Genomic DNA, 22,312 nt, shown 5'->3' with positions numbered 1-22,312 from the left:
GCAGGGGGGATGGGAAGTTAGATGACGCCGCTGCGGAACGCGAAGACGACGGCCTGCACCCTGTCCCGCATGCCGAGCTTCTGCAGGATGCGGCCGACATGCGTCTTCACGGTGGACTCGGAGAGCCAGAGCTGCTGGGCGATCTCGGCGTTCGAGAGCCCGAGCACAAGGGAGTCGAACACCTCGCGCTCGCGGTCGGTGAGGGCCTGCAGGCGTTCCAGCGCCGCGAGCCGCTCGGATTCCCGACGCGTCCGCGCTGCGGCATCCGGCACCTGCGTGAGCTCGCCGTAGCGGCGCAGCAGCTCCGAGGTGACCCGGGGTGCCAGCACCGCATCGCCCGCTGCGACGGCGCGCACGGCCGCCAGGATGTCGTCGCTCTCGGAGTCCTTGAGCAGGAACCCGCTGGCTCCGGCCTCCAGCCCGCCGAACGCGTAGGCATCGATGTCGAAGGTGGTGAGGATGATCACCCGGCTGCCGCCGCTGCTCGCCGTGATCGCCCGTGTCGCCTCGATGCCGTCCATTCGGGGCATCTGCACGTCCATCAGCACGATATCGGGGGTCACCGCCGCGGCGAGCGCCACCGCCTCGATGCCGTCGGACGCCTCACCGACCACCTCGATGCCGGCCGCCGCACCCAACACCATGGCCAGCCCGGTGCGGATGAGCGCCTGGTCGTCGGCGATCAACACTCGGATGCCCGTCATCGGCCTGCCCCCGGGAGAGTCAGCCGCACGGCCCACCGGCCGGCGCCGTCCGGTGCGGCCGCGAGGGTGCCGCCGTACAGTGCAGCCCGCTCGCGCATGCCGACCAGGCCCCTGCCCACGTGATCACTGTTCGGGGCCCCGGCTGGCGCGCCGTCGTTCACCGCCGTGACGCTCACATCGTCATCGATCCGCACCAGCACATCCACGGCCGTCGGCGAGGAGGCGTGCCGCAGCGCGTTGGTCAGCGCCTCCTGCACAACGCGGAACACGGCGACCTGCACTCCGGACTGCGGTGGGGCGTCGCCGATGACGGTGAGGCTGACCGGCAGTCCGACGCCGCGGTAGACCTCGACCAGCCGGGGCAGGTCGTCAAACCCGGCGCCCGACTGCGCGGAGGCGGATCCGGGCGTCGACTCGAGCACGCCGATGACCCGGCGCATCTCGGTGAGCGAGGAGCGGGCGACGGTGCCGAGCTGGGCGATCGCCTCCCTGGCGCGCTCCGGCTCCCGGTCGAAGACGGCGTTCGCACCGTCGGCCAGCCGCACGATCACCGACAGCGAGTGCGACACGATGTCGTGCACGTCACGGGCGATGCGGGACCGCTCGGCGAGAGCGGCCAGCTGCGCCTGTTGATCGCGCTCGCGCTCCAGCTGCCGGGCGTGCTCGAGCAAGCCCTCGATGTAGCGGCGACGATTGCCCGTGCTCTGGCCCCAGAACAACGCCACCAGCAGGACCAGCAGGCCGGTCACCGCGTAGGCGAGGACATCGCCGATGCGGGAGCTGCCGAGGGCCGGGAGTGCCAGCGGGTGATCGATCCACAAGTACGTGACGCTGACCGTGACGGTCACAACAGCGGATGCCGCGGCAGCCAGCCAGGCGTTCCTCACCGAGTCGTACACGGCGACCGCGAACGCGCAGTAGGCGGCGGCCAGGTTCAGCAGGTCGGGGCTGACCAGGACGAGCGGCAGCGTGAGGACGAAGGTGACCCAGAACGCGACCAGCGGGCGGCGGCGGCGGAAGCCGAAGAGAACAGCGGCGACGGCGAGGACGATGCCCGCGAAGGCCACGCCGGCGGGCCAGCCGAAATGCGGGGACAGCATCGTGATCACCAGCGTCGGCATGGTCATGATCACCCAGCTCAGGGCGACCAGCGCGTCGACGACGCGCGGGCGGGTGAGCAGCAACATGGGTGGGGAGTCCTTCGATCGGCGTTCTTCGAGTGCTTTCACGCTACGGGAGGGGTCCTGGGCGGCGCGTCCTCCCCAGTGCCCATCTGCCCGGCCCGCGCATGGTCCGCAAGTACTACACGCGAGCCCTTCCGCGGCGGGAGTGCCCTGTGCGCGGAAAGCGCCATGTCAGCCGATCGTCATCCGGGGCCGGAGAGTGGGCGCTTGAGCGCTACTTGCCCTCGCGCCGGCCCACGATCTCGGCGATCCAGATCGGGGCATACGGCGAGGTGCAGTTCGGGGGAGTCGGGTAGTCCTTGAGCACTTCGAGGCGCTCGCCGATCTCGATCGCGCGCGGGCGAAGCGCGGCGTGCGAGATGCCGATCTCCGCCAGGGTGTGGTTCATCTCCCACTGCAGGCGGTCGGGGGCTGTCTTCATCTCCGCCTCGACAACGTCGAGCAGGCCGGGCAGGTCGAGGCCGTCCGGCGTCTTCGCCACGCGCTCGGCGGTGAGCGCCCAGCCGGCGGCGGCCACGAGCGGGTCCGGGTCGGCGGACCAGGCGACGCGCAGCGCCTCGGCGTGCGGGCTCTTCTTCACCACATAGTTCACGAGCCAGTCGATCACCTTCGGGGTGCGGGCCTCGCGGATCATGGCGTCCAGCTCGGCAGCGGTGAACGCCTTCGGCCGGCAGACCAGGATCGCCAGCAGTCGCGCCGCGCTGTCGCCGGTGTCCCAGAGTTCGAGCGCCAGCTCGTGGTCGGTCTTCAGCCGTTTGGCGACGGCGCGCAGCTTGCCGAGGTTCACGCCGTGGTCGTCGCCGTGGTTCGCGTTCACCTCGCGCACCCGCGGCTCCTCGAGCGCGGCAAGCTCGGCCAGCACCTCGGCCACCCTCGCACTCTCCACCGTTGTCTGTGCCACGTCGGCGTCCTCTCGCTCGGCTCCCTGTTCAGCCTAGGACGAACGGATGCCGCGGGGGCGACACGGGCGACACACGGGCGACGCGGAGGCGGCTAGCGCTCGCCCAAATATGCCTCGATGAGCGGGGCGACGGCGCGCTCGAGCGCGTCCTCCAAGGACGCCTCGCCCTCGGCGTGGCTGGTCCAGTGCTGCGCGGCTGCGTACATCGCCGCGGACATTGTGGCGCTGAACACCGCGGGCATCGGGTCGTCGGGGTCGGTGCCGAGGCGCTGCACCACGAACTCCTCGATCACCGTGCGGTAGCGGTGGCCGTAGCGCGCCGACTGGGCCGCGACATCCGCGTTCTCCTCGAGAAGCGCCCAGAACAGCGTCAGCTCCTCGCGGGCGTTGGAGGGCAGCGGGCGCATCGTTCGCGCCGCCTGGGCGAGGACGGTGCCGGCGGGGATGTCGTAGGGGGCGTCGGCCAAGACATCGCGCAACCGCTCGAAGTTGCGCTCTTCGCCGTAGACGATCATGTCGGCCTTCGCCGGGAAGTAGGAGAACAGCGTGGTGCGGCTGATGCCACACTCCTTCGCGATCCGGGCGAGCGACGTCTCTGCGTAGCCGTCCTGGATGAACAGCTCGATCGCGGTGTCGCGGATTGCCCAGTGCGTCGTTGCCCGTGGTCTGCCGATCATGGGACAACTCTGGCAGGAAATGCGCTCGAGCGGGGGTATTTACATTCTGAACAGTGTTCGGTTAGTCTGGCCGCACGAGCCGGCTGCTCGCAGCTGGCATTTCTGGTTCAACGAAGAAACAGGAGCAACACGTGGCACAGTACGACGTAATCGTTGTGGGTTCCGGCGCCTCTGGCGGCCCGCTCGCCGCCCGGCTGTCGGAGGATCCGTCTCGACGGGTCCTGCTCATCGAGGCCGGACCGGCGCCCGCCTCGACGGACGGATTCCCGAAGGACCTGCTCGACGCAGGGCTCATGTCCGGGGCGATGCCCGGCCACCCCAACAACTGGTCCTTCGTGGCCAAACTCACCCCCGAACTGCCCTACCTGGTCTCCCGTGGGAAGATCCTCGGCGGGTCGAGCTCGCTGAACGGCACCTATTACATTCGTGGGCGCAAGCAGGACTTTGACACGTACGCCGCGCAGGGCAACACGGAGTGGTCGTTCGAGAAGGTGCTCCCGTACTACGAGAAGCTGGAGCACGACCTGGCCTTCGAGGGCCAGGAGGGGCATGAGGGGCGCGGCCCCGTGCCGATCTATCGAGTCTCCCCGGCCCAGCAGACGCAGTACACGAAGGCGTTCATCGCCGCCTGCCGGGAGCTCGGCTTCGGTTGGGAAGAGGACAAGAACTCGCCGACCAGCGTTCCCGGCGTCGGCCTGCTGCCGATGAACGCCGTCGACAACGTGCGGATGAACACGGGCATCACCTATGTGAATCCGGCCCGTTCCCGCGCGAACTTCGATGTCTGGGGCGACACGCTCGCCCGCAAGGTGCTCTTCGACGGCACGACCGTCACCGGCCTGGAGGTGGGCAGGAACGGCGGCATCGAGGTCGTGCGGGCCGCAGAGATCGTCATCGCGGCGGGCGCGTTCAAGTCCCCGCACCTCCTCGCCCTCTCGGGAATCGGGCCGCGCGCCGAGCTGGAGGCGGCCGGCATCTCGGTTCTCGTCGACCTGCCCGGCGTGGGCAAGGACTTCAGCGACCACCCGGACATCTCGTTCAACTGGTCGCCCACCCGCAAGCTCGGCAAGGAGAAGACGCCGTTCGCCTTTCAGGCGGTGCTGAACTTCAACTCACACGGCTCCCAGTACGACGGCGACCTCGAAGTGCTGCCGATGATGCGTTCCATGATGTCGATGATGGGCATGGAGCAGGGCAGCGCCCTGTCGACGATGTGGGGCATCGTGCGCCGGCCCGGTGCCTTCCTGAAATCGATGAAGGGGGTCTCGATCAAGCGCTTCGCGCAGCAGATGCAGCGTGCCAATGACCTGGCGATGGCGATCGCCGTGCAGCAGGCCGAATCCCGCGGCAACGTCTTCACGGTGTCGGCTGACCCGCTCACGCAGCCCAAGATCGAGTACAACTACCTGAGCGACCCGCGCGACGTCGTGCGGATGCGCGAGGTGGTGCGCACCACAATCCAGATCCTGCAGTCGCAGGCGTTCAAGCCGTATTTCAAGCGGGTGACCGAGCTGGACGCCGAGACGCTGGCGAGTGACGCCAAGCTCGACGTCTGGATGAAGACCCACCTGGCCACCGCGATCCACGCCTCGGGCAGCTGCGCCATGGGCAGTGACCCGGCGGCCGGCCACGTCGTCGACCAGTTCGGGCGGGTGCACGGCGTGAGCGGCCTGCGCGTGGCCGACACCTCGATCCTGCCGTTCGTCCCCTCGCGGGGCCCCGCGGCGACGGCGATGCTCATCGGCGAGCGTGTCGCCGGGTTCATGACCGAGGGTGCGGAGTCGGCGGCACGGCCCGCGGAGTCCACCGAGGCAGAGGGGGTGGCGGCATGAGCGCGCACCCGGGCGCCGTCGAGGCGGCCCTGCCCGCGCAGACCGTCGCACGCAGCATCCGGATCGACGCGCCCGTCGAGCTGATCTGGGCGGCGGTGCGCGATTTCGGCGGGCACGGCGCGTGGATGCCGGGCGCCGGCGCCGGGACGGAGCACCTCAGCTGGTCGGGTGATGCCAACACGCCGGGCACCGTGCGGCGCTTCGCCGCGCCAGGCCGCCCCGCGTTCGCCGAACGGCTGAACCGGATCGACGACGAGGCGCACGAGCTGGCCTACTCGATCATCGAGTCGCCGTTCCCGATCGAGCACCACGAGGCCACGATTGCGGTCGTCGCCGACGGGGACGCCGCGGTGGCCTCCTGGACGGCCCGCTTCGACGCCGACGACGCCACGGCCGCGATGCTCGACGGGTTCATGGGCACGCAGGCCTTCGCCCCGGGGCTGGCCGGCCTGAAGGGCTACACGGAGCAGGCGGGCAGCTAGGCGGCTGCGGGCCCCCGCGGCGTTCGCGCCCGGGGGTCCGCGCCGACGCTCCTTCTTGTCGCGCGTCAGTAGCCGGCGGGCTTGGTCGCGATGCCGTCCAGCCAGAGCTGCTCGGAGGGGTCGCTGTGCGAGCCGTCCGTGCCGACGTGCTTGGTGTCGATGCGGTCGCCCTTGGTGATGACGTGCACGAGAGCCATGCCGTGCCCGCGCCCGAGGCCGTAGTCCTCGGCGAGCCAGGCGAGGATCGGGGCCGCCTTCGTCTCGGCCGTGAAGCCGTGCTCGTGGGCGAGGTCGACGAGTTGGCGGGGCGTGAGCCCAGTCTTCTTCTCGATCGTGTCGAGGTAGGCCTGGAAAGACATCGCTGATTCTCCTGGTGGTGGTTCGGCATCGAGAACCGGACGGCGCTCAACAGGGCACGGTACCCACTGGCTGTTCCCGCGGTCAAGGCTTGCTCGCACCGAACCACGTCCGGAGTGCGTCCTGCAGCGCGCCCTGCTCGTCGCCGGCCCAGACCACGTGGCCGTCGGGGCGCAGCAGCGCCGCGGGCGCGGTGGGGGCGTCGAACCCCGCCTCGAAGTCGACAATGCGGTCGACTCGATCTGACCAGCCGTCCAGCGAGAGTGCGCCGGCCTGGTCGAGCAGGATGCCGCGGCCGTCGTGCATCCGCTCGAAGAGCCTGCCCTGGGTGAGCGGCACGTCCGGCATCCGCCGGCCGAGCAGGGCGGGGCCGTCGCCGACGTCGTAGCGGATGCCGGTCGCGGTGATCTTCTCAATCAGGAAGCGGTTGGCGTCCTCGAAGTCCATCAGCTCCGCCAGCAGCGCCCGCACGGCCTGCGGACCCGGCTCTGGCGAGCTCAGCTCTGCCTGCGCCCGAGTGTTCTGCAGCACGTCGGCGGCGACCGGGCGCCGCTCGGCCTCGTAGCTGTCCAGCAGTCCGGGCGGGGCCCAGCCGGTGACCTCGGCGGCGAGCTTCCAGCCGAGGTTGAAGGCATCCTGGATGCCGAGGTTCAGGCCCTGGCCGCCGTAGGGCGGGTGGATGTGCGCCGCATCGCCGGCGAGGAGCACCCGGCCCTCCCGGTAGTGCGCGGCCAGCCGGGTGGCGTCGCCGAACCGGGACAGCCAGCGCGGGGAGTGCACGCCGAAGTCGGTGCCGGCGATGGCGAGCAGCTGTGCGCGGAACTCCTCGAGCGTCGGGGGAGTGCCGCGCTCCTCCGCCACACCCGCGGCGGGCACGATCACGCGGAAGAGGCCGTCGCCGAGCGGCCCCGCGCCGAAGTTCTTGTGCGTCTGGCGCACCCTCGTCATCACGGCGCCGAGCTCGTCCGCCGCCATCGTCAGCTCCATCTCGCCGATCAGCGTCTCGCTGCGGCTCGGCTCACCGGGGAAGTCGATCTCGCACAGCCGTCGCACCGTGCTGCGGCCGCCGTCGCATCCGATCAGGTAGCGGGCGCTGTGACGCTCGCCGTCGAGGAGTTCGGCGGTCACCGCCTCCTCGCTCTGGCTGAGCCCGACGAGTTCGCGCCCCCACCGGATCTCGACGCCGAGCTCGGCGGCGTGCTCGCGCAGCAGGCGATCGGTGACCGGCTGAGGGATGCCGAGCACGTAGGGGTGTGTGGTGTCCAACGACTGCGGCGCCGGCTTGGCGATGCCTGCGAAGAATCCGTCCAGCGGGTGCTTCGTGCCGTGCTCCAGAAAGCGCTCCAGGATCCCGCGCTGCTCCAGGATCTCGAGGCTCCGTGCGTGCAGGCCGAGCGAGCGCACGACGGGCGTCGGCTCGGCGTCCCTCTCCAACACGAGCGCCCGGACGCCCTGGAGCGCCAGCTCGCTGGCCAGCATCACGCCGGTCGGCCCGCCGCCGATGATGATCACGTCTTGCATGAGCACTCCGTTCCGAACTCGGGCTCGCGATGCGGCCGGGCTCATTCTGTGCAGGGGTGGGGGCCTGCTGGCAAGCCCCACCCCTGCACCGGCCGGGCTACTCGACGAGCTTGCCTGCGGCCGAGACCTCCTGCATGTAAGCGGCGATCTCCTCCGGCACGGGCGGGATTTCCTCGCGCACGACACCGGTGCGCGGCGACCAGACCAGGTTCACCTGCAGTGCGGGGTCGGTCAGTGGGTAGTCGCTGCGGTTGTGGCATCCGCGTGTCTCGCGCCGCTCGAGCGCCGCCTCCAGGGTGGCGCGGGCAGCCAGCGCCGACGCCTTGAGGTCGAAGGCGTGGGCCAGGTCGTGGTAGCCGGCGATGTCGGGGTGGATGCCGATGCCGGCCATGCGCGCCTCGATCTCGTCGAGGGCGGCCAGGCCCGCCTTCAGCCCGGCCTCGTCGCGCACCACGCCGGCGTGCTCGGTCATCATGTTGCGGATGGCGCGCTGCAGGGCGCGCACGTTCTCGTGGCCATCGGCGGCGAGAAGGTCGCTGATCTCGGCGCGGGCCCCGGCGAGGGCCTCGGCCGAGCGCGGCTGCGAGTCCAGGCCGGCCGAGTACGCGGCGGCGGCGCGGGCGACGATGCGGCCGAAGACGAGAAGCTCGATGAGCGAGTTGCCGCCGAGCCTATTGGCGCCGTGCAGGCCGCTGGAGGCCTCACCGATCGCGTACAGGCCGTCGACGTCGGTGCTGTGATCCTCCGGGCGCACCCAGACGCCGCCCATCGAGTAGTGCGCGGTGGGCGCGATCTCGATCGGCTGCTCGGTGATGTCGAGCATCTGCAGCTCCATCATGGTCTGGTAGACGCGGGGCAGGCGCTCCATGATCACCGAGCGGGGCAGCTCGGAGACGTCGAGCCAGACGCCGCCGTTCGCCGTGCCGCGGCCCTCCTTGATCTCGGTGTACGCGGCCAGGGCCACCCGGTCGCGGGTGGAGAGCTCCATCCGCTCCGGGTCGTAGCGCTCCATGAAGCGCTCGCCGTTGGCGTTGCGCAGGATGCCGCCCTCGCCGCGGGCCGCCTCCGAGATCAGGGTGCCGGCGGCCGACTCCGGCTCGATGATGCCGGACGGGTGGAACTGCACCAGCTCCGGGTCGCGCAGGCGCGCACCGGCATCGACGGCGAGGCGGAACGAGTCGCCCGTGTTCTCGTCGCGGCGGGAGGAGGTGCGGCGCCAGATGCGGTTGTGCCCGCCGGCGGCGAGGATGACGGCATCCGCATGGATCAGGTAGCGGGTGCCGGTGTTGATATCGAAGCCGTAGGCGCCGAAGACCTGGTTGCCCTTCACCAACAGGCGGGTGATGTAGACGGAGTCGAGGATGGCCACGTTCAGCTGTTCGGCACGGCCGACCAGGGTGCGCTGGATCTCGAGGCCGGTGTAGTCGCCGGCGAAGGCGGTGCGGCGAAAGGTGTGCGCTCCGAAGAAGCGCTGCGAGATGCGGCCGTCGTCCTCGCGGGCGAAGTTCATCCCGTAGCGCTCCAGGTCGCGGATGCCCTGCTCGGCGCCGCGGGCGACGATCTCGACGGTGTGCGGGTTGGCGAGGTTGTAGCTCTCGGTGATGGTGTCTGCGGCATGCTGCTGCCAGGAGTCCTCCTCGTCCATGGTGCCGAGGGCGGCGTTGATGCCGCCGGCGGCGAGGGAGGTGTGCGCGTCGTTGCGGGGCCGCTTGCCGACGGCGAGCACGTCCACGCCCATCTCGGCCAGCTCGATGGCCGCCCGCAGGCCGGAGCCGCCCGTGCCGATTACCAGCACGGTGGTCGAGATCTGCTTTTCATTCTCAGGTGATGAACTCATGCGTTCAACGCTAGGAACGCCCCAATCATTAGTCCAATGAATCATTCGAGTCGATTCAATGTGCTTTAGCTATGGAGGCAACGTAGGCTGTCGGCATGAACCTGGAACAGCTGCAGAGCTTCGTCGAGGTGGCCCAGACCGGGCACTTCACCCGCGCAGCCGCGCAGCTCCACCTCGCCCAGCCCTCGCTCAGCAGGCAGATCTCCACGCTGGAGGCCGACCTCGGCGCCCCGCTGTTCCACCGGGTGCGCGGCAATATCACGCTCACGGCGGCGGGCGAGTCGTTGTTGCCGCTGGCCAAGCGCATGCTCGCGGATGCCGAGGCCGTGCGCTACGAGATGCAGGAGCTGGCTGGGCTCCGCTCGGGGCGGGTGCGCCTCGGCGCGACGCCGACGCTCTGCATCAGCCTCGTCGCCGAGGTGCTGACCGCCTTCCACGCGGCGTACCCCGGAATCCAGCTGCACCTGACGGAGGGCGGCTCCCGCGGACTGCTCGAGGAGCTGGCCGGCGGCGCGCTCGACCTGGCACTGATCACGACCACCGAGGACGGGCCGGGCCGGTCGACGGGCCTCCGCCGCATTCCACTGCTCACCGAGGAGCTCGTCGTGGTCTCCGCCGCGCACGGCGCGCACTTCGGCGACCGCACGTCGATCACCCTCGCCGAGCTGGCGGCGCTGCCGCAGATCACCTTCCACGAGAACTACGACCTGCGCGCCGCCACGATGCAGGCGTTCGCGGAGGCCGGGCTCAGCCCGCAGATCGTGCTCGAGGGCTCCGAGATGGATGCCGTGCTGCGCTGCGTCGAGCGCGGGCTCGGCGTCGCCGTCGTGCCGGCCATGGTGCTCGCCGACCGTCCGGGGCTCTGCTCGGTGCGCCTCAGCGCGCCCCGGCTGACCCGCTCGATCAGCCTCGCCCACCGCGGCGACGTGGCCCCCACCCGGGCGGCCGAGGCGATGCAGCGCATGATCGTCGACACGGCCGACATCCTCGCCTCGGTGGGAGCGGCTGGGGACGCGTTGATCGTGCGGGCCGGGTAGCGCCGCCGCCTCGTAGACTGCTACCGAATCTCGGTTGCCTGGGACCAGACGGCCTGCCAGCCGCCTTCGTTGAGCTCATAGCTGTCGGTGTGCCAGTAGGCGGTGCGCGCGACGTGGTGCCCGCCGAAGACGACTTCGAGTTCGGCGCGGTAGCGGATCGTCGCCGCCGGGCCGGCGAGTCGAACCTCGATCGGGCCCGGCTCCCACGCAAGGTAGTCGATCTCGCCGGCGGAGACCGCGCCGAGGTACTGCGCCTTGGTGAGGAGGGCTCCGATCGGTGTCACGAGCTGGAAGTCGTCGGCGTGCAGTGCGCTCGCCGCCGCGATATCGCCCTCGACGAGGGCCTGCAGGCGGGCGCGCTCTCGATCGCGAATCTGCTCGGCTCTGGGATCGGCGAGTTCGGCAGTCTCGGCGAGCGCGGAGGGGGTGGCGGATGACGTCACGATGAGGTGTCCTTTTCGGTCGGGAGGGGTGCCGCGGCAGTGCGCGTGGCACGCGATTGACAGGTTGACACTTTCAGGCGAAAGTGTCAATATCGAGTGTGCCCACCCCCGACGCCAAGTCCGCCCGCATCCTCGACTCCTCGCTCCCCGTCTTCTGCACCTACGGCTTTCAGAAGACCTCGATGCAAGACATCGCCCGCGCGGCTGGGATGTCCCGGGCGGCCCTCTACCTCCACTTCGCGAACAAGGAGGACGTCTTCCGCTCCGGCGCCGTGCGAACCCATGCTGCGGTCATGGGGCGCGTGGAGGCCGAGCTTGGCCAGCCCGGCGATGTCTTCGAGCGAATCGAGGCCGCTCTCGTGGCCTACTTCGAGGGTCTCGTCGAGCAGATCGCGGCGAGCCCGCATGGGGCAGAGCTCTTTGACGCCAGTGCCGAACTCGTCGGCGACGTGGTGCTGGGTGCGCGGCGCCGGCTCATCGACCTCCTCCGGGACGCGTTGGGTGCGGCCGAGCGTCGCGGTGAGATTCATCTCTCCGGCATCGCGACCGCAAGCGCGGAGTTGGCCGTCCTGCTGTTGGCGACTGTCGACGGAGTCAAGGCCCAGCGTTCCGCACTGCTTCCGGTGAGGCCCGGCATTGTGCTGCAACTGCGCCTGCTGCGCGCCGCCATCCAACCGGCAGCGGCTGCCTGCGTGTGATGCGGCTTCCGGCTCCCGCGGCGGGCCCCGGGAGCGTGGGCTCCTACATGCCGGGAACGGCGAGCACCTCGTACACCTGGATGGTGGCGCCCGGCGTCATCAGGTGCGGGTGCCCGTCCATCATCGCCACGGCCTCGTCGAGGCTGTCGGCCTCGATGAACGAGTAGCCGCTGACTCCGACAGGGGCGTCGGTGACCCCGGACGGCGCGACGTGCTTGCCCTGGCCGAGCGGGGCGCCGAAGTCGGCGAGGTTCTTGCCGACGCGCGATGACCACTCGATCCACGCCTGGGTGCTGGCGGCCTCCTCTTCGGGAGAGAGATTCGACACCGCCGATTCGACTGTCTCCGGTGAGGTGTAAATCACAGCGAACTTGGACATGATCGTCTCCGATTCTGCGGGCAGCTTGACGGTGCCGGCAGGGCGGATTTTACGCCCGCGAGCTGTTAGGCGCGCCCGCGGTTCTGGCGGCGGACCTCGCGCGGCGCGCGGCCGCCGAGGAAGGACTTGTCCGAGTCGACGAGGAATCCCTGGCGAAGCGCCTCACGCCCGATCAGCATGCGGAATCCCATCTGGTCGCGGTTGGTCAGCGTCGTCTCCGCGGTGACGGTGCGCCCGTGGATCTCGACATTGAGGAGCACGACGATGCGCTCCTCGACATGACCGGACGAACTGCGCACCGTGCGGCGGTCGTGCACGGGGCACTCGACCGTGACGGCATCCGCCTCGGACTTCTGCCACGGGTGAACCCGGAAGCGCACCCAATCGCCGGTGTCTGCGCTGAACTCCTCGATATCGAAGGCGTGCAGGGCCGAGCTGCGGGCGCCGGTGTCGAGCTTGGCCTTGATCCAGGGCACACCGATGCCCGGCAGACGGACCCACTCACGCCAGCCCGCTATGGTGTTTGAATAGACAGGTTCACTCACTCCTTCATCTTGGCAGGCTCCACAGTTGAAACTCGCTATCCTCTCGCGCGCCCCTCACTCTTACTCGACACAAAGGCTCCGGGCCGCGGCGCTTCAACGCGGCCACCGGGTCAAGGTGCTGAACACGCTTCGCTTCGCGATTGACCTCTCCGGCGCCGAACCCGACCTGCAGTACAGGGGCCGCCTGCTCTCGGACTACGACGCGATCCTGCCGCGCATCGGCAACTCGATCACCTACTTCGGCACCGCCGTTGTGCGCCAGTTCGAGCAGATGGACGTCTACACGCCCAACACGGCCAACGGCATCAGCAACGCCCGCGACAAGCTGCGGGCCAGCCAGATCCTCTCCCGCCACGAGATCGCGATGCCCGCGACGGCGTTCGTGCACAGCCGGGCCGACGTGCGCCTGGCCATCGAGCGCGTCGGCGGGGCGCCGGTCGTCATCAAGCTGCTGGAAGGCACCCAGGGCATCGGCGTCATCCTCGCCCCCGAGGTGAAGATCGCCGAGGCGATCATCGAGACGCTGCACTCGACCAAGCAGAACGTGCTGATCCAGAGCTTCATCTCCGAGAGCAAAGGCCGCGACATCCGCGCCCTCGTCGTCGGCGACCGCGTCGTCGCCGCGATGCGCCGGGTCGCCAGCGGCGACGAGTTCCGCTCGAACGTGCACCGCGGTGGCACGGTGGAGGCCGTCGAGCTGACGCCGGAGTACACCCGCGCCGCCGTGCGGGCCGCGCAGATCATGGGCCTGCGCGTCGCCGGTGTCGACATGCTCGAGGGCAACGACGGCCCGCTGATCATGGAGGTCAACTCCTCGCCGGGGCTCGAGGGCATCGAGCGGGCGACCGGACTCGACGTGGCCGGCGCGATCATCGACTACATCGCCGACCAGGTCGGCTTCCCCGAGATCGACGTGCGCCAGCGGCTCAGCGTCTCGACCGGCTACGGCGTGGCCGAGATCGTTGTCTACGGCAACGCGGACTTCGTCGGCAAGACGATGGCGGCCTCCGGGCTCGGCGACCGCGACATCACCGTTCTGACGGTGCACCGCGGCACGGCCGTGCTGCCCAACCCCAAGGCCGATCTGGTGCTGGAGGCGGGGGACAGGCTGCTCTGCTTCGGCAAGCTCGACGAGATGCGCTCGATGGTGCCGGAGCGCCGCCGCCGTCGCGCGCGCGTGCGCAAGCTGCCCAAGGAGCCGATCCCCGAGGGGTAGGCGCTCGTCAGCGCGCGGATGCCGGCGTAGCCGGCCCGGCCGCCTACGCCAGTTCAGCCGGAATCGCGCCAGCTGAACGGGCGCAGAACCGGCCGAAATGGCGTAGGCGGCGGGTGGCGGCTTCGGTCGCTGGCGCCCCCTCGAGCCACCGCGCTTGCGCACGCCGCCCGGCAGCTCAGGCGGCGGCGGGGACCGTCACACGCACCAGGAGACCGCCGCCGGGGCGCGGGGTCAGCTGCAGCGTGCCCTCGAAGCGGTCGACGATCGCGGCGACGATCGACAGGCCGAGGCCGTGCCCGACCGCGGAGGAGCTGGTCGTGCGCCCGGCGACGCGCGTGAACTGCTCCGTGAGTGCGGCGACGTCGGCGGGGCTGAGCACAGCGCCACTGTTTGAGAGCTCGATCGTCGCGCCCTCGGCATCCGCCCCCGTCGCCACCCGCAGGAAGCCGCCCTCGGCCAGGTTGTGCCGGATCGCATTGTGCACGAGGTTCGTCAGCAGCTGGCGCACCAGCACTGGCTCAGCCTCGATCGCGGCCGGCTCCAGCTCGAGCTCGACCCGGACACCCCGCTCGGTAGCCTCCTCGGCGGCGCTCTCGACAACCGCGGCCGCGGCCTGCGCCAGGTCGACCGGCTCGGGCGAGGCCGTCGACGACTGAATCTGGGCGAGGTCCAGCAGCGCCTCCACCGTCTCGATGCTGCGCTCGTTCATCACACGCAGGCGGTCGAACACCTGCTGGTCCTCCGGGCGCTTGCGCTGGGCGATCGCGACATCGAGCATGGCCCGGGTCGTGGCCAGCGGGGTGAGCAGCTCGTGCGAGGCGTTCAACGCGAAGCGGCGCGAGGCGGCGAAGGAGCGCTCCAGCTGCGCCAGCATGTCGTCGAAGTTCGCGGCCAGCTCCGAGATCTCGTCGCGCGGGCCGGTGAGCCCGATGCGCTGGCTGAGGTCGCCGTGTGCGGCCCGGCTGGCGGCGCTGTTGATGTACTGCAGCGGGGCGAGCACCCGCCCGGCGACGGCCCAGCCGACAGCGATGCCGACGATGGCGAGCACCACGAGCACCACCACAGAGATGACCAGCAACAGGTTGAACATCTGATCGGTCGAGGTGATGACGAGTGCCGAGCTCGGGGTGACGGCTGCGGCGGGCTCGCCGACCATGCCGGGGTCCGGGATGACGGCCGATGTCGAGTCGGTCGGCACCAGCGACTGGGCAGGCACGGTGGGGGCGGCCACCAGCTCGTAGCTGGGGAGGAAGCGCATCACGAGGTAGACCACCGTGAGCATGACGATGCCCGCGCCGGTGAGCAGCGCCGAGTAGGTCAGCGCGAGCCGGGTGCGCACGGTCGCCCGATAGCGGCGGATGCCCGGCCCAGCGGCCTCAGCGGATCGCATAGCCGGCTCCAGAAACCGTGGTGATGATGCCGGGGTCGCCCAGCTTGCGGCGCAGGGTGCTGATCGTCACCTTGACGGTCTGGGTGAACGGGTTGGCGTTCTCATCCCAGGCCTTCTCGAGGATAGTCTCTGCGCTGACCACGCCGCCGCCCGCCCTCAGCAGCAACTCGAGCACAGAGAACTCCTTGCGGGTGAGTGCGACGTACCGCCCCTGGCAGGTCACCTCGCGGCGGAACGGGTCGAGCCGAACGCCGTGTCGTTCGAGCACGGGCGGGTGCGTGCTGAACTGGCGCCGGTTCAGCGCGCGCAGCCGGGCGATGAGCTCGGGGAACTCAAACGGTTTGGCCAGGTAGTCGTCGGCGCCGAGTTCCAGCCCGGCGATCTTGTCGTCGAGGCGTCCGGCGGCGGTGAGCATGAGGACTGCGGGGCCCTCGGGGTCGGCGGCGAGCGCCCGGCAGACGTCGTCGCCGTGGGTGCCCGGGATGTCCCGGTCCAGCAGCACCACGTCGTAGTCGTTGACCTCGACCGCGAACAGCGCGGCATCCCCGTCGCCGACGATGTCGGAGGCGATGGCGTCCATCTCGAGTCGTGCTCGGATGGCGTCGGCGAGGAACTCCTCGTCTTCGACGATCAGTACTCTCACGCGCCGTTCACCCTGCCTCCGCTTGATCCGCTCCAGAGAGTCAAACAGACCCGAGGTTAGAGAAAGGTAAGCGCGGGGCTTTACCGTCTCGAAACCCGCCCCCTGCTGGAGTGGTCACCGCCGGCTCAATCGACGCCGGAGAACCGACGAAGGATGCCAACATGCTCCCCACTTTCCCCGCACGCCGCACAGCCGTTGCCGCCGCGACCGGCGCCCTCCTGCTCCTCGGGCTGAGCGCCTGCGCGCCGGCCTCCGCCGGAGGCCCTGGACTGGTGTCCGGCTCGAGCGATGCCTCGATCGCCGAGTGGCGGCAGAACGTGGACGACTGCATGCTGGATGCCGGCTTCGACCTGACCGCGCAGGTCTCCGCCGACGGCTCCTCGGAGGCCGTCGACATCTCGCAGTTCGACATGGCCGAGTTCGACAAGGCCTATGCGTCCTGCACGGAGCAGGTCGGCGAGGCGCCCGTCGACGAGAGCCTGCCCAGCGAGGAGGAGCTGTTCGACGCCCAGCTGCTCTTCGCCGCGTGCATGCGTGAGGCCGGCTACGACTACCCCGACCCGGTGAAGGGATCCGGCGGTCTGAGCCCCGCCTTCGGGCCGGAGACCGACATCGAGGTCGTCGACGCCTGCTCTGCCGAGGCCTACGCAGACTTCGGTGCGGAATGAGCGCCGCGAACAGTCCCACCGCGAACAGCCCCGCCGCGGACACCCGGCGTCGCGGCAAGCGGATGCTCCTGCTGAGCGTCGCCGGGCTGCTCGGGGCCGCGGTCGCCGCGGCAGCCATCCTGCTCGCCCAACCGCCGCAGAGCGGCGCGGCCGGGCCCGCCCCGATCGAGATCGAGACCGCACTCGTCGGCCGCGGTGACCTCACCGAGCTGGTGCGCGTGCAGGGCACCCTGGCCTACTCGGCGCCCCGCGACCTCGGCACAGTGCTGCCCGGCATCGTCACCGGCCTCCCCTCGGCAGGCAGCGTGATCGCCCAGGGCGGCGAGCTGTTCCGCGTGGATGACAGCCCCGTCGTGCTGCTGCACGGGGAGCTGCCCGTCTGGCGCGCCTTCTCCGCGGGGATGACGGACGGCGCCGACGTGCTGCAGCTGGAGCGCAGCCTGGCCGCCCTCGGCTTCTTCGAGCGCGAGCCGGACGAGGAGTTCGCCGGCAGCACGGAGGCCGCCATCGAGCGCTGGCAGAAGTCCCTCGGCCTCGAGCAGACGGGAATGGTCGAGCTCGGCCGGATCGCCTTCGCTCCCGCGGACCTCCGCATCCGGGAGCCCCAGGCCGCCATCGGCGATGCGGCCGGCGCCGCGATCGTCTCGACCACCGGCACCGCCACAGAGGTGCTGGCGTTCGTCGACACCGCCAACCAAGACCTCGTCGCGGTCGGCGCCAGCGTCAGCATCGCGCTGCCGGGCGGCGCCCAGACGACGGGCACCGTGGTGGCGGCCGGCGCCCCCGTGGAGCGCGAGGGCACCAGCGGCAAGACCATGAAGATCCCCGTGAGCATCACGCTGGACGACACGGATGCCGCCGCCGCACTCGACAACGTCTCGGTCAGCGTGCTCCTCACCCAGACCAAGGCGGCCGATACGCTCCTCCTGCCGGTCGGCGCGCTGCTGGCCCAGCCGGGCGGCGGCTTCGCCGTCGAGGTCGTGCGCGGCGCGGCGGCATCCGGCCCGGCAACCACGGTGGTCCCCGTCACGCTCGGCGCCTTCGCCGACGGCCTCGTCGCCGTCACCGGCGGCACGCTGGCCGAGGGCGACACCGTGGTGGTGGCCAAATGAGCGAGCACGCCACGGCCGAACATGTCGTCGAGCTGCGCGCGGTCAGCCGCGCCTACGGCTCCCCGCCGACGGTGGCGCTGAACGCGGTCGACCTCAGTATTCGGAGGGGAGAGATGCTGGCGATCGTCGGGCCGAGCGGCTCCGGCAAGTCGACCCTGCTCAACATCATCGGCTCGCTCGACCGCGCCAGCGCCGGCGACACCCGCATCGCCGGGCACGACGTCAACCGCATGAGCGACGCCGAGCTCTCGGCGTTGCGCGCCCACGCGATCGGATTCGTGTTCCAGCAGTTCCACCTCTCCGACGGCGTCACGGCCCTCGACAACGTGGCGACCGGCCTGCTCTACATCGGGATGCCGGCCCGCGAGCGCCGCCGCAAGGCCGAGGTGGCGCTGCGCCGGGTGGGCCTCGGCGACCGGCTGCTGCACCACCCCCGCCAACTCTCCGGCGGCGAACGGCAGCGGGTCGCCATCGCGCGGGCCGTGGTCGGCGAGCCGAGCCTGCTGCTGGCCGACGAGCCGACCGGCAGCCTCGACACGAAGTCCGGAGCCGGCGTGGTCGAGATCCTGGCCGAGCTGAACCGCTCCGGCACGACCGTCGTCGTCATCACGCACGACCAGGAGCTGGCCGAACGGATGCCGCGACAGGTGCGCCTGCGCGACGGCGAGATCGTGGCCGACGAGCGCGGGGTGGCGGCGTGAGCCGGCCACGGGCAAGCCGGCCAGCGGCGGCGCCGGCTCGTTCACGGCTGCGCCCCGGCGACCTGCTCGCGCTCGGATTCCACGGGCTGCGCGCGCGGCCGCTGCGCGCCGTGCTCTCCTCGCTCGGCATCGCCATCGGCATCGCGGCAATGATCTCGGTGATCGGCATCTCCACGTCGAGCCAGGCGCTGATCGAGCAGCGGCTGTCCGAGCTCGGCACGAACATGCTCACCGTCACGGGCGGCTCCGACCTGCTCGGCGAGGAGGTGCCGCTCGCCGAGGGGGCCGTGGCCGCCATCCGCCGCATCCCCGGGGTGCAGCACGCCGGCGGGGTAGCGACCCTCGCCGGCGTCCAGGTGTACCGCAACTCCGAGATCGCGCCCTCGCGCACGGGCGGACTGAGCGTCGCCGCCGTCGACCTTGAGCTGCTGGACGCGACGGGTGCGCAGATGCTGACCGGCACCTGGTTGAACGGGGCGACCGCCGAGTACCCGACCGTCGTGCTCGGCCGGGCGGCGGCCGAGCGGCTCGGCATTCAGAGCCCCGGCTCGCTGGTGTGGATCGGCGGGGCGCACTTCTCGGTGCTCGGCATCCTCGACTCCTCGCTGCTCGTGCCCGAGCTCGACTCGATGGCGCTGATCGGCACACCGGTGGCCCGGTCCCTGTTCGGGCACACCGGCCACCCGACGGCGATCTACGAGCGCTCGGATGACGCGCGCGTCGCCGCGGTGCGGAAGCTCCTGCCGGCCACTGTCAGCCCGGAGAAGCCGAGCGCGGTGAAGGTGAGTCGGCAGTCGGACGCCCTCGCGGCGAAGAACACGGTCGACCAGGCGTTCACCGGGCTGCTCGTCGGCGTCGGCTCGATCGCGCTGCTCGTCGGCGGCATCGGCGTGGCCAACACCATGGTCATCTCCGTGTTGGAGCGGCGCCGCGAGATCGGCCTGCGACGCTCCCTCGGAGCAACCAGGCGGCACATCCGGCAGCAGTTCCTGCTGGAGGCGGTGCTGTTGGCCGCCGTCGGCGGGCTCGCCGGCACCGCCCTCGGCTGGCTCATCACGGCGATCGCCGCCCGGGCCAACGGCTGGGCACTGGCGATCCCGCCGGAGGTGCTGGTGGCCGGTGTCGCCGTCACGGTCGTGGTCGGGGCGATCGCCGGCCTGCTGCCAGCCGTGCGCGCGGCCCGCACCTCTCCGACGGCCGCCCTCAGCAGCTGACGGCGGGGGTGCCGCCGGACGGCGGCGGCACCCCTGTGCCGGCGGATCACACTAATGGTTGACGCCGACAGGCTCCGCTGTCCTTAGGCTGAGGGTGAAAGGCACGGCCGCAGCTGGCCGCGAAGGCAGTCGATGTCACAGTCACAGTCACAGTCACAGTCACAGTCACACGCTCCGTCCCACGGCGCGGAGAACGAGTCCATCACGCCCCCGCAGTCCGGGCGCCGGCGTTGGATCGGGCTGGGCGTGCTGGCCGCCGCCCTGTCGATGATCGTGCTCGACGGCACCATTGTCGGCGTCGCGCTCCCGGTCATCATCGAAGACCTGCACCTGGATCTGAGCGATGCGCAGTGGGTTAACGGCATCTACTCGGTCGTGTTCGCGGCGCTGCTGCTCACCGCCGGGCGGCTCGGCGACCGACTCGGACGCCGCAGGATGCTCGTCGTCGGCATCCTGATCTTCATGACGGGCAGCCTGCTCGCCGCCCTCTCGGTCTCGGGCGGCACGCTGATCGCCGCCCGTCTCGTGCAGGGCGTCGGCGGCGCGCTGATCCTGCCCGCCACGCTGTCCACCGTGAACGCCACGTTCCGCGGGCGGGACCGGGCGGTCGCCTTCGGCATCTGGGGCGCGGTCATCTCCGGCATGGCCGCCTTCGGGCCGCTGCTCGGCGGCTGGCTGACCACCGCGTTCAGCTGGCAGTGGATCTTCATCGTCAACCTGCCGCTCGGCGCGATCATCCTGGTCGGCGCCTTCCTCGCCGTCACCGAGACCCGAGCCGTCATCACCTCGCCGGGCCTCGATGTCGACGGCCTGCTGCTCAGCGCGATCGGCTTCGGTGGCATCGTCTTCGCCCTGATCGAGGGCCGCTCGCTCGGCTGGTGGGCGCCGACCGCCGAGTTCGAGATCTTCGGCTGGGTGTGGCCGACCACCGCCCCCGTCTCGCCGGTGCCGGTCGCCGGCCTCATCGGCATCGTCTGCATCGTGCTGTTCGTGCTCTGGGAACGCCACCGCGGCCGCAACGGGCGCTCGGCGATCCTCGACCTCAAGCTGTTCTCGGTGCCCACCTTCACCTGGGGCAACCTGACCGCGCTCTGCGTGGCGATCGGCGAGTTCGGCCTCCTGTTCGTGCTGCCGCTGTTCATCGTCAACGCGATGGGTCTCACCACGCTCGGCGCCGGCCTCGTGCTGGCCGCGATGGGTGTCGGCGCCTTCCTCTCCGGCGCCTCCGCGCGGCACCTCTCCGAGCGGATGGGCGCCCCCAACGTCGTGCTGCTCGGGCTGGGCATCGAGGTCGTCGGCGTCACCCTCACGGCGCTGTTCCTGCACGCCGGCTCCGCGCCCTGGCTCATCGCCCTGCTGCTCGTCGTCTACGGCCTCGGCCTCGGGCTGGCATCCGCCCAGCTGACCGGGACCGTGCTGGTCGACATCCCGACCGAGAAATCCGGCCAGGGCTCGGCGACGCAGAGCACGGTGCGCCAGGTCGGCTCGGCGCTCGGCACGGCCCTCATCGGCGCGGTGCTCGCGGCGGGGTTGGCGACCGCGATCCCGGCGCAGCTGGACACGGTGTCCGGCCTGCCACCGGCCGCCGCCGAACAGCTGGCGCAGGCGACGGAGCTCTCCGCCGGCGGCACGATCGGCCAGATCCGGGAGGAGGGCACGACCGGCACACTGGGGGAGTCCGGCCCGGCCGTTGCCACCGCGCTCTCCGACGGTTTCGCGGATGCCGCGCGCAGCTCGCTCTACGCCGCCGCCGGCTTCCTCGCGCTCGGCTTCCTCTTCGCGCTGCAGCTGCGGGCCAGGTCTCGGCGCCCCTCGCCCTCGCAGGACTAGGCTCGGGGTGTGTCAGAAGACCGCCGCAGTAAGAAGACGCACCTTGCAGACCGCCTGCGCGAACAGATCTACGTGACCTTCACCGGTCTGGCGGTGATCATCGCACTGCAGTCCCATGCGCACGACCTCACCGGCCAGGCCGCGGCGACGACTCTCTCCATCACGGTGTTCGGCGTGCTCTTGGCCGCATTCATCGCCGAGGTGATCACCCACATGATCGTGGGAAGCGCGCTGCCGGACCGCGCGGAGGTCACGCACATGCTCCGCTCCACGGTCGGCGCCGTGGGGATCGTCGTGCTGCCGATCCTCGCCTTGGTGTTGGCTGCGGTGGGCGTCTGGTCGGTCACCACGGCGCTCACCATCGCGAGCGTCCTGCTCATCGCCACGCTCGTCGCGGTCGTCTTCCTCGCCATTCGGCGCACCGCGATCGGCCCCTGGCAGCAGCTCGCCGTGCTCCTGGCCCTCGCCCTGCTCGGCGTGCTGGTGCTGGCGCTCGAGGTTGCGGCGCATGGCTGACCGCGAGGTGGCAGTGCGGTCCACTCTTCCGCGCACCGTCGGACGGGTCGCCCTCGGCGTGTTCCTGGTCTTCGCCGGGGTCAGCCACCTGACGTTCGCCCGGCAGGAGTTCACCGCGCAGGTGCCCGACTGGCTGCCGGCCAGTAAGGATGTCGTGGTGTTGGCCTCCGGCGTCGTCGAGATCTCCCTCGGCACGGCGTTGCTCCTGCTCCGCAAGCGCCGGGTGAGCGTCGGCTGGGTGGTCGCGGCGTTCTTCGTGGCGGTCTTCCCCGGCAACATCTCGCAGTACCTGACGCACTCCGACGCCTTCGGTCTGGACTCCGACCGGGCCCGCGGCATCCGCCTGCTGTTCCAGCCGCTGCTCGTGCTGTGGGCGCTCTGGAGCACCGGGGCGTGGAAGGCGTGGCGCAACCGCGCGCGCTAGG

General features: G+C 70.7%; 24 protein-coding genes. 12 read left to right on the top strand and 12 right to left on the bottom strand.

All coding sequences use genetic code 11. The annotated features are described in order from the left end of the window. Positions 1 to 17: 17 nt before the first annotated feature. The 4 genes from BLT62_RS12480 to BLT62_RS12465 form a co-directional block, all read right to left on the bottom strand. On the bottom strand, positions 18 to 704 hold the full coding sequence (locus BLT62_RS12480) for a response regulator (RefSeq protein WP_083364358.1): 687 nt from the start codon (positions 702 to 704) through the stop codon (positions 18 to 20). Further along, a complete protein-coding gene (locus tag BLT62_RS12475; RefSeq protein ID WP_083364357.1) occupies positions 701 to 1,891 on the bottom strand; it encodes a sensor histidine kinase in 1,191 nt (396 codons plus the stop codon). Before BLT62_RS12475 ends, BLT62_RS12480 begins: the two co-directional genes overlap by 4 nt. Before the next feature lie 211 nt (positions 1,892 to 2,102). Further along, positions 2,103 to 2,789: a DNA alkylation repair protein gene (locus BLT62_RS12470; RefSeq protein ID WP_083364356.1), complete on the bottom strand. Its 687-nt coding sequence runs from the start codon at positions 2,787 to 2,789 to the stop codon at positions 2,103 to 2,105. A gap of 92 nt (positions 2,790 to 2,881) precedes the next feature. Further along, the gene (locus tag BLT62_RS12465) at positions 2,882 to 3,466 is read right to left on the bottom strand and encodes a TetR/AcrR family transcriptional regulator (RefSeq protein WP_083364355.1); all 585 of its coding nucleotides are present in this window, start codon (positions 3,464 to 3,466) and stop codon (positions 2,882 to 2,884) included. A 131-nt stretch (positions 3,467 to 3,597) separates the two neighbouring features. On the opposite strand from BLT62_RS12465, the gene BLT62_RS12460 reads away from it, so the two are divergent. Continuing rightward, on the top strand, positions 3,598 to 5,298 hold the full coding sequence (locus BLT62_RS12460; protein ID WP_083364354.1) for a GMC family oxidoreductase: 1,701 nt from the start codon (positions 3,598 to 3,600) through the stop codon (positions 5,296 to 5,298). Continuing rightward, positions 5,295 to 5,780, top strand: a complete 486-nt coding sequence (locus tag BLT62_RS12455) for an SRPBCC family protein (protein ID WP_083364353.1) — start codon at positions 5,295 to 5,297, stop codon at positions 5,778 to 5,780. Before BLT62_RS12460 ends, BLT62_RS12455 begins: the two co-directional genes overlap by 4 nt. Positions 5,781 to 5,845: 65 nt before the next feature. Here BLT62_RS12455 and BLT62_RS12450 read toward each other — a convergent pair whose 3' ends face one another. From BLT62_RS12450 to BLT62_RS12440, 3 genes are all read right to left on the bottom strand, one after another. Further along, positions 5,846 to 6,139 (bottom strand): DUF4287 domain-containing protein, encoded by a 294-nt coding sequence (locus BLT62_RS12450; protein ID WP_083364352.1) that lies wholly within the window; start codon positions 6,137 to 6,139, stop codon positions 5,846 to 5,848. 82 nt (positions 6,140 to 6,221) lie between these two features. Then, positions 6,222 to 7,658 (bottom strand): rifampin monooxygenase, encoded by a 1,437-nt coding sequence (gene rox / locus BLT62_RS12445; protein WP_083365450.1) that lies wholly within the window; start codon positions 7,656 to 7,658, stop codon positions 6,222 to 6,224. 97 nt (positions 7,659 to 7,755) lie between these two features. Then, complete coding sequence (locus BLT62_RS12440) at positions 7,756 to 9,495, bottom strand: L-aspartate oxidase (protein WP_083364351.1); 1,740 nt, start codon at positions 9,493 to 9,495, stop codon at positions 7,756 to 7,758. A gap of 95 nt (positions 9,496 to 9,590) precedes the next feature. Between BLT62_RS12440 and BLT62_RS12435 the strand changes: the two genes are divergently transcribed. Further along, a complete protein-coding gene (locus BLT62_RS12435; RefSeq protein WP_083364350.1) occupies positions 9,591 to 10,532 on the top strand; it encodes a LysR family transcriptional regulator in 942 nt (313 codons plus the stop codon). Between the two features lie 20 nt (positions 10,533 to 10,552). Here BLT62_RS12435 and BLT62_RS12430 read toward each other — a convergent pair whose 3' ends face one another. Continuing rightward, positions 10,553 to 10,975 (bottom strand): nuclear transport factor 2 family protein, encoded by a 423-nt coding sequence (locus tag BLT62_RS12430; protein ID WP_197675135.1) that lies wholly within the window; start codon positions 10,973 to 10,975, stop codon positions 10,553 to 10,555. Between the two features lie 98 nt (positions 10,976 to 11,073). Here BLT62_RS12430 and BLT62_RS12425 point away from each other — a divergent pair, with 98 nt between their 5' ends. Then, on the top strand, positions 11,074 to 11,673 hold the full coding sequence (locus BLT62_RS12425) for a TetR/AcrR family transcriptional regulator (RefSeq protein WP_172829702.1): 600 nt from the start codon (positions 11,074 to 11,076) through the stop codon (positions 11,671 to 11,673). 43 nt (positions 11,674 to 11,716) lie between these two features. Here the strand turns inward: BLT62_RS12425 and BLT62_RS12420 are convergent, their stop codons facing one another. Together BLT62_RS12420 and BLT62_RS12415 are read right to left on the bottom strand one after the other, a co-directional pair. After that, complete coding sequence (locus tag BLT62_RS12420; RefSeq protein ID WP_156786340.1) at positions 11,717 to 12,001, bottom strand: YciI family protein; 285 nt, start codon at positions 11,999 to 12,001, stop codon at positions 11,717 to 11,719. Between the two features lie 116 nt (positions 12,002 to 12,117). Next, entirely contained in the window at positions 12,118 to 12,597 is a 480-nt protein-coding gene (locus BLT62_RS12415; protein WP_083364347.1) for an ATP-dependent zinc protease family protein, read from the bottom strand. A 25-nt stretch (positions 12,598 to 12,622) separates the two neighbouring features. Between BLT62_RS12415 and rimK the strand changes: the two genes are divergently transcribed. Further along, positions 12,623 to 13,813 (top strand): 30S ribosomal protein S6--L-glutamate ligase, encoded by a 1,191-nt coding sequence (rimK, locus tag BLT62_RS12410; protein ID WP_083364346.1) that lies wholly within the window; start codon positions 12,623 to 12,625, stop codon positions 13,811 to 13,813. A 175-nt stretch (positions 13,814 to 13,988) separates the two neighbouring features. On the opposite strand, the gene BLT62_RS12405 is transcribed toward rimK, so the two are convergent. Next, positions 13,989 to 15,203 (bottom strand): sensor histidine kinase, encoded by a 1,215-nt coding sequence (locus BLT62_RS12405; RefSeq protein ID WP_083364345.1) that lies wholly within the window; start codon positions 15,201 to 15,203, stop codon positions 13,989 to 13,991. Further along, complete coding sequence (locus BLT62_RS12400; protein WP_083364344.1) at positions 15,190 to 15,846, bottom strand: response regulator transcription factor; 657 nt, start codon at positions 15,844 to 15,846, stop codon at positions 15,190 to 15,192. Before BLT62_RS12400 ends, BLT62_RS12405 begins: the two co-directional genes overlap by 14 nt. Positions 15,847 to 16,007: 161 nt before the next feature. Here BLT62_RS12400 and BLT62_RS12395 point away from each other — a divergent pair, with 161 nt between their 5' ends. The 7 genes from BLT62_RS12395 to BLT62_RS12365 all read left to right on the top strand — a co-directional run bounded on the left by BLT62_RS12395 (position 16,008) and on the right by BLT62_RS12365 (position 22,311). Continuing rightward, on the top strand, positions 16,008 to 16,514 hold the full coding sequence (locus BLT62_RS12395) for a hypothetical protein (RefSeq protein ID WP_156786339.1): 507 nt from the start codon (positions 16,008 to 16,010) through the stop codon (positions 16,512 to 16,514). Further along, positions 16,511 to 17,626 (top strand): peptidoglycan-binding protein, encoded by a 1,116-nt coding sequence (locus tag BLT62_RS12390; protein ID WP_083364342.1) that lies wholly within the window; start codon positions 16,511 to 16,513, stop codon positions 17,624 to 17,626. Before BLT62_RS12395 ends, BLT62_RS12390 begins: the two co-directional genes overlap by 4 nt. Next, on the top strand, positions 17,623 to 18,327 hold the full coding sequence (locus BLT62_RS12385) for an ABC transporter ATP-binding protein (protein ID WP_083364341.1): 705 nt from the start codon (positions 17,623 to 17,625) through the stop codon (positions 18,325 to 18,327). Before BLT62_RS12390 ends, BLT62_RS12385 begins: the two co-directional genes overlap by 4 nt. Continuing rightward, positions 18,324 to 19,541 carry an ABC transporter permease gene (locus BLT62_RS12380; protein WP_197675134.1) on the top strand — a complete coding sequence of 406 codons (1,218 nt, stop codon included), beginning with the start codon at positions 18,324 to 18,326 and terminating at the stop codon, positions 19,539 to 19,541. The genes BLT62_RS12385 and BLT62_RS12380 overlap by 4 nt, the downstream gene beginning before the upstream one ends. A 132-nt stretch (positions 19,542 to 19,673) precedes the next feature. Next, positions 19,674 to 21,371, top strand: coding sequence for a DHA2 family efflux MFS transporter permease subunit (locus tag BLT62_RS12375; RefSeq protein WP_083364340.1), 1,698 nt, complete (start codon positions 19,674 to 19,676; stop codon positions 21,369 to 21,371). Between the two features lie 9 nt (positions 21,372 to 21,380). Further along, positions 21,381 to 21,887, top strand: coding sequence for a hypothetical protein (locus tag BLT62_RS12370; RefSeq protein ID WP_083364339.1), 507 nt, complete (start codon positions 21,381 to 21,383; stop codon positions 21,885 to 21,887). Beyond that, a complete protein-coding gene (locus BLT62_RS12365; protein ID WP_083364338.1) occupies positions 21,880 to 22,311 on the top strand; it encodes a DoxX family protein in 432 nt (143 codons plus the stop codon). The genes BLT62_RS12370 and BLT62_RS12365 overlap by 8 nt, the downstream gene beginning before the upstream one ends. Position 22,312 lies beyond the last annotated feature (1 nt).

The sequence above is a fragment of the Microterricola viridarii genome (assembly GCF_900104895.1).
GTDB lineage: Bacteria > Actinomycetota > Actinomycetes > Actinomycetales > Microbacteriaceae > Microterricola > Microterricola viridarii.
The sequence above is the reverse complement of the archived record's forward strand: the minus strand, read 5'-3'. Positions and strand labels throughout refer to the sequence as shown.

Bases quoted from the DNA above. Each gene is read 5' to 3' on its own strand.
- BLT62_RS12480 (WP_083364358.1), bottom strand. From the start codon at position 704: ATGACGGGCATCCGAGTGTTGATCGCCGACGACCAGGCGCTCATCCGC.
- BLT62_RS12475 (WP_083364357.1), bottom strand. From the start codon at position 1,891: ATGTTGCTGCTCACCCGCCCGCGCGTCGTCGACGCGCTGGTCGCCCTG.
- BLT62_RS12465 (WP_083364355.1), bottom strand. From the start codon at position 3,466: ATGATCGGCAGACCACGGGCAACGACGCACTGGGCAATCCGCGACACC.
- BLT62_RS12455 (WP_083364353.1), top strand. From the start codon at position 5,295: ATGAGCGCGCACCCGGGCGCCGTCGAGGCGGCCCTGCCCGCGCAGACC.
- BLT62_RS12450 (WP_083364352.1), bottom strand. From the start codon at position 6,139: ATGTCTTTCCAGGCCTACCTCGACACGATCGAGAAGAAGACTGGGCTC.
- rox (WP_083365450.1), bottom strand. From the start codon at position 7,658: ATGCAAGACGTGATCATCATCGGCGGCGGGCCGACCGGCGTGATGCTG.
- BLT62_RS12440 (WP_083364351.1), bottom strand. From the start codon at position 9,495: ATGAGTTCATCACCTGAGAATGAAAAGCAGATCTCGACCACCGTGCTG.
- BLT62_RS12435 (WP_083364350.1), top strand. From the start codon at position 9,591: ATGAACCTGGAACAGCTGCAGAGCTTCGTCGAGGTGGCCCAGACCGGG.
- BLT62_RS12405 (WP_083364345.1), bottom strand. From the start codon at position 15,203: ATGCGATCCGCTGAGGCCGCTGGGCCGGGCATCCGCCGCTATCGGGCG.
- BLT62_RS12395 (WP_156786339.1), top strand. From the start codon at position 16,008: ATGCTCCCCACTTTCCCCGCACGCCGCACAGCCGTTGCCGCCGCGACC.
- BLT62_RS12390 (WP_083364342.1), top strand. From the start codon at position 16,511: ATGAGCGCCGCGAACAGTCCCACCGCGAACAGCCCCGCCGCGGACACC.
- BLT62_RS12385 (WP_083364341.1), top strand. From the start codon at position 17,623: ATGAGCGAGCACGCCACGGCCGAACATGTCGTCGAGCTGCGCGCGGTC.
- BLT62_RS12375 (WP_083364340.1), top strand. From the start codon at position 19,674: ATGTCACAGTCACAGTCACAGTCACAGTCACAGTCACACGCTCCGTCC.
- BLT62_RS12365 (WP_083364338.1), top strand. From the start codon at position 21,880: ATGGCTGACCGCGAGGTGGCAGTGCGGTCCACTCTTCCGCGCACCGTC.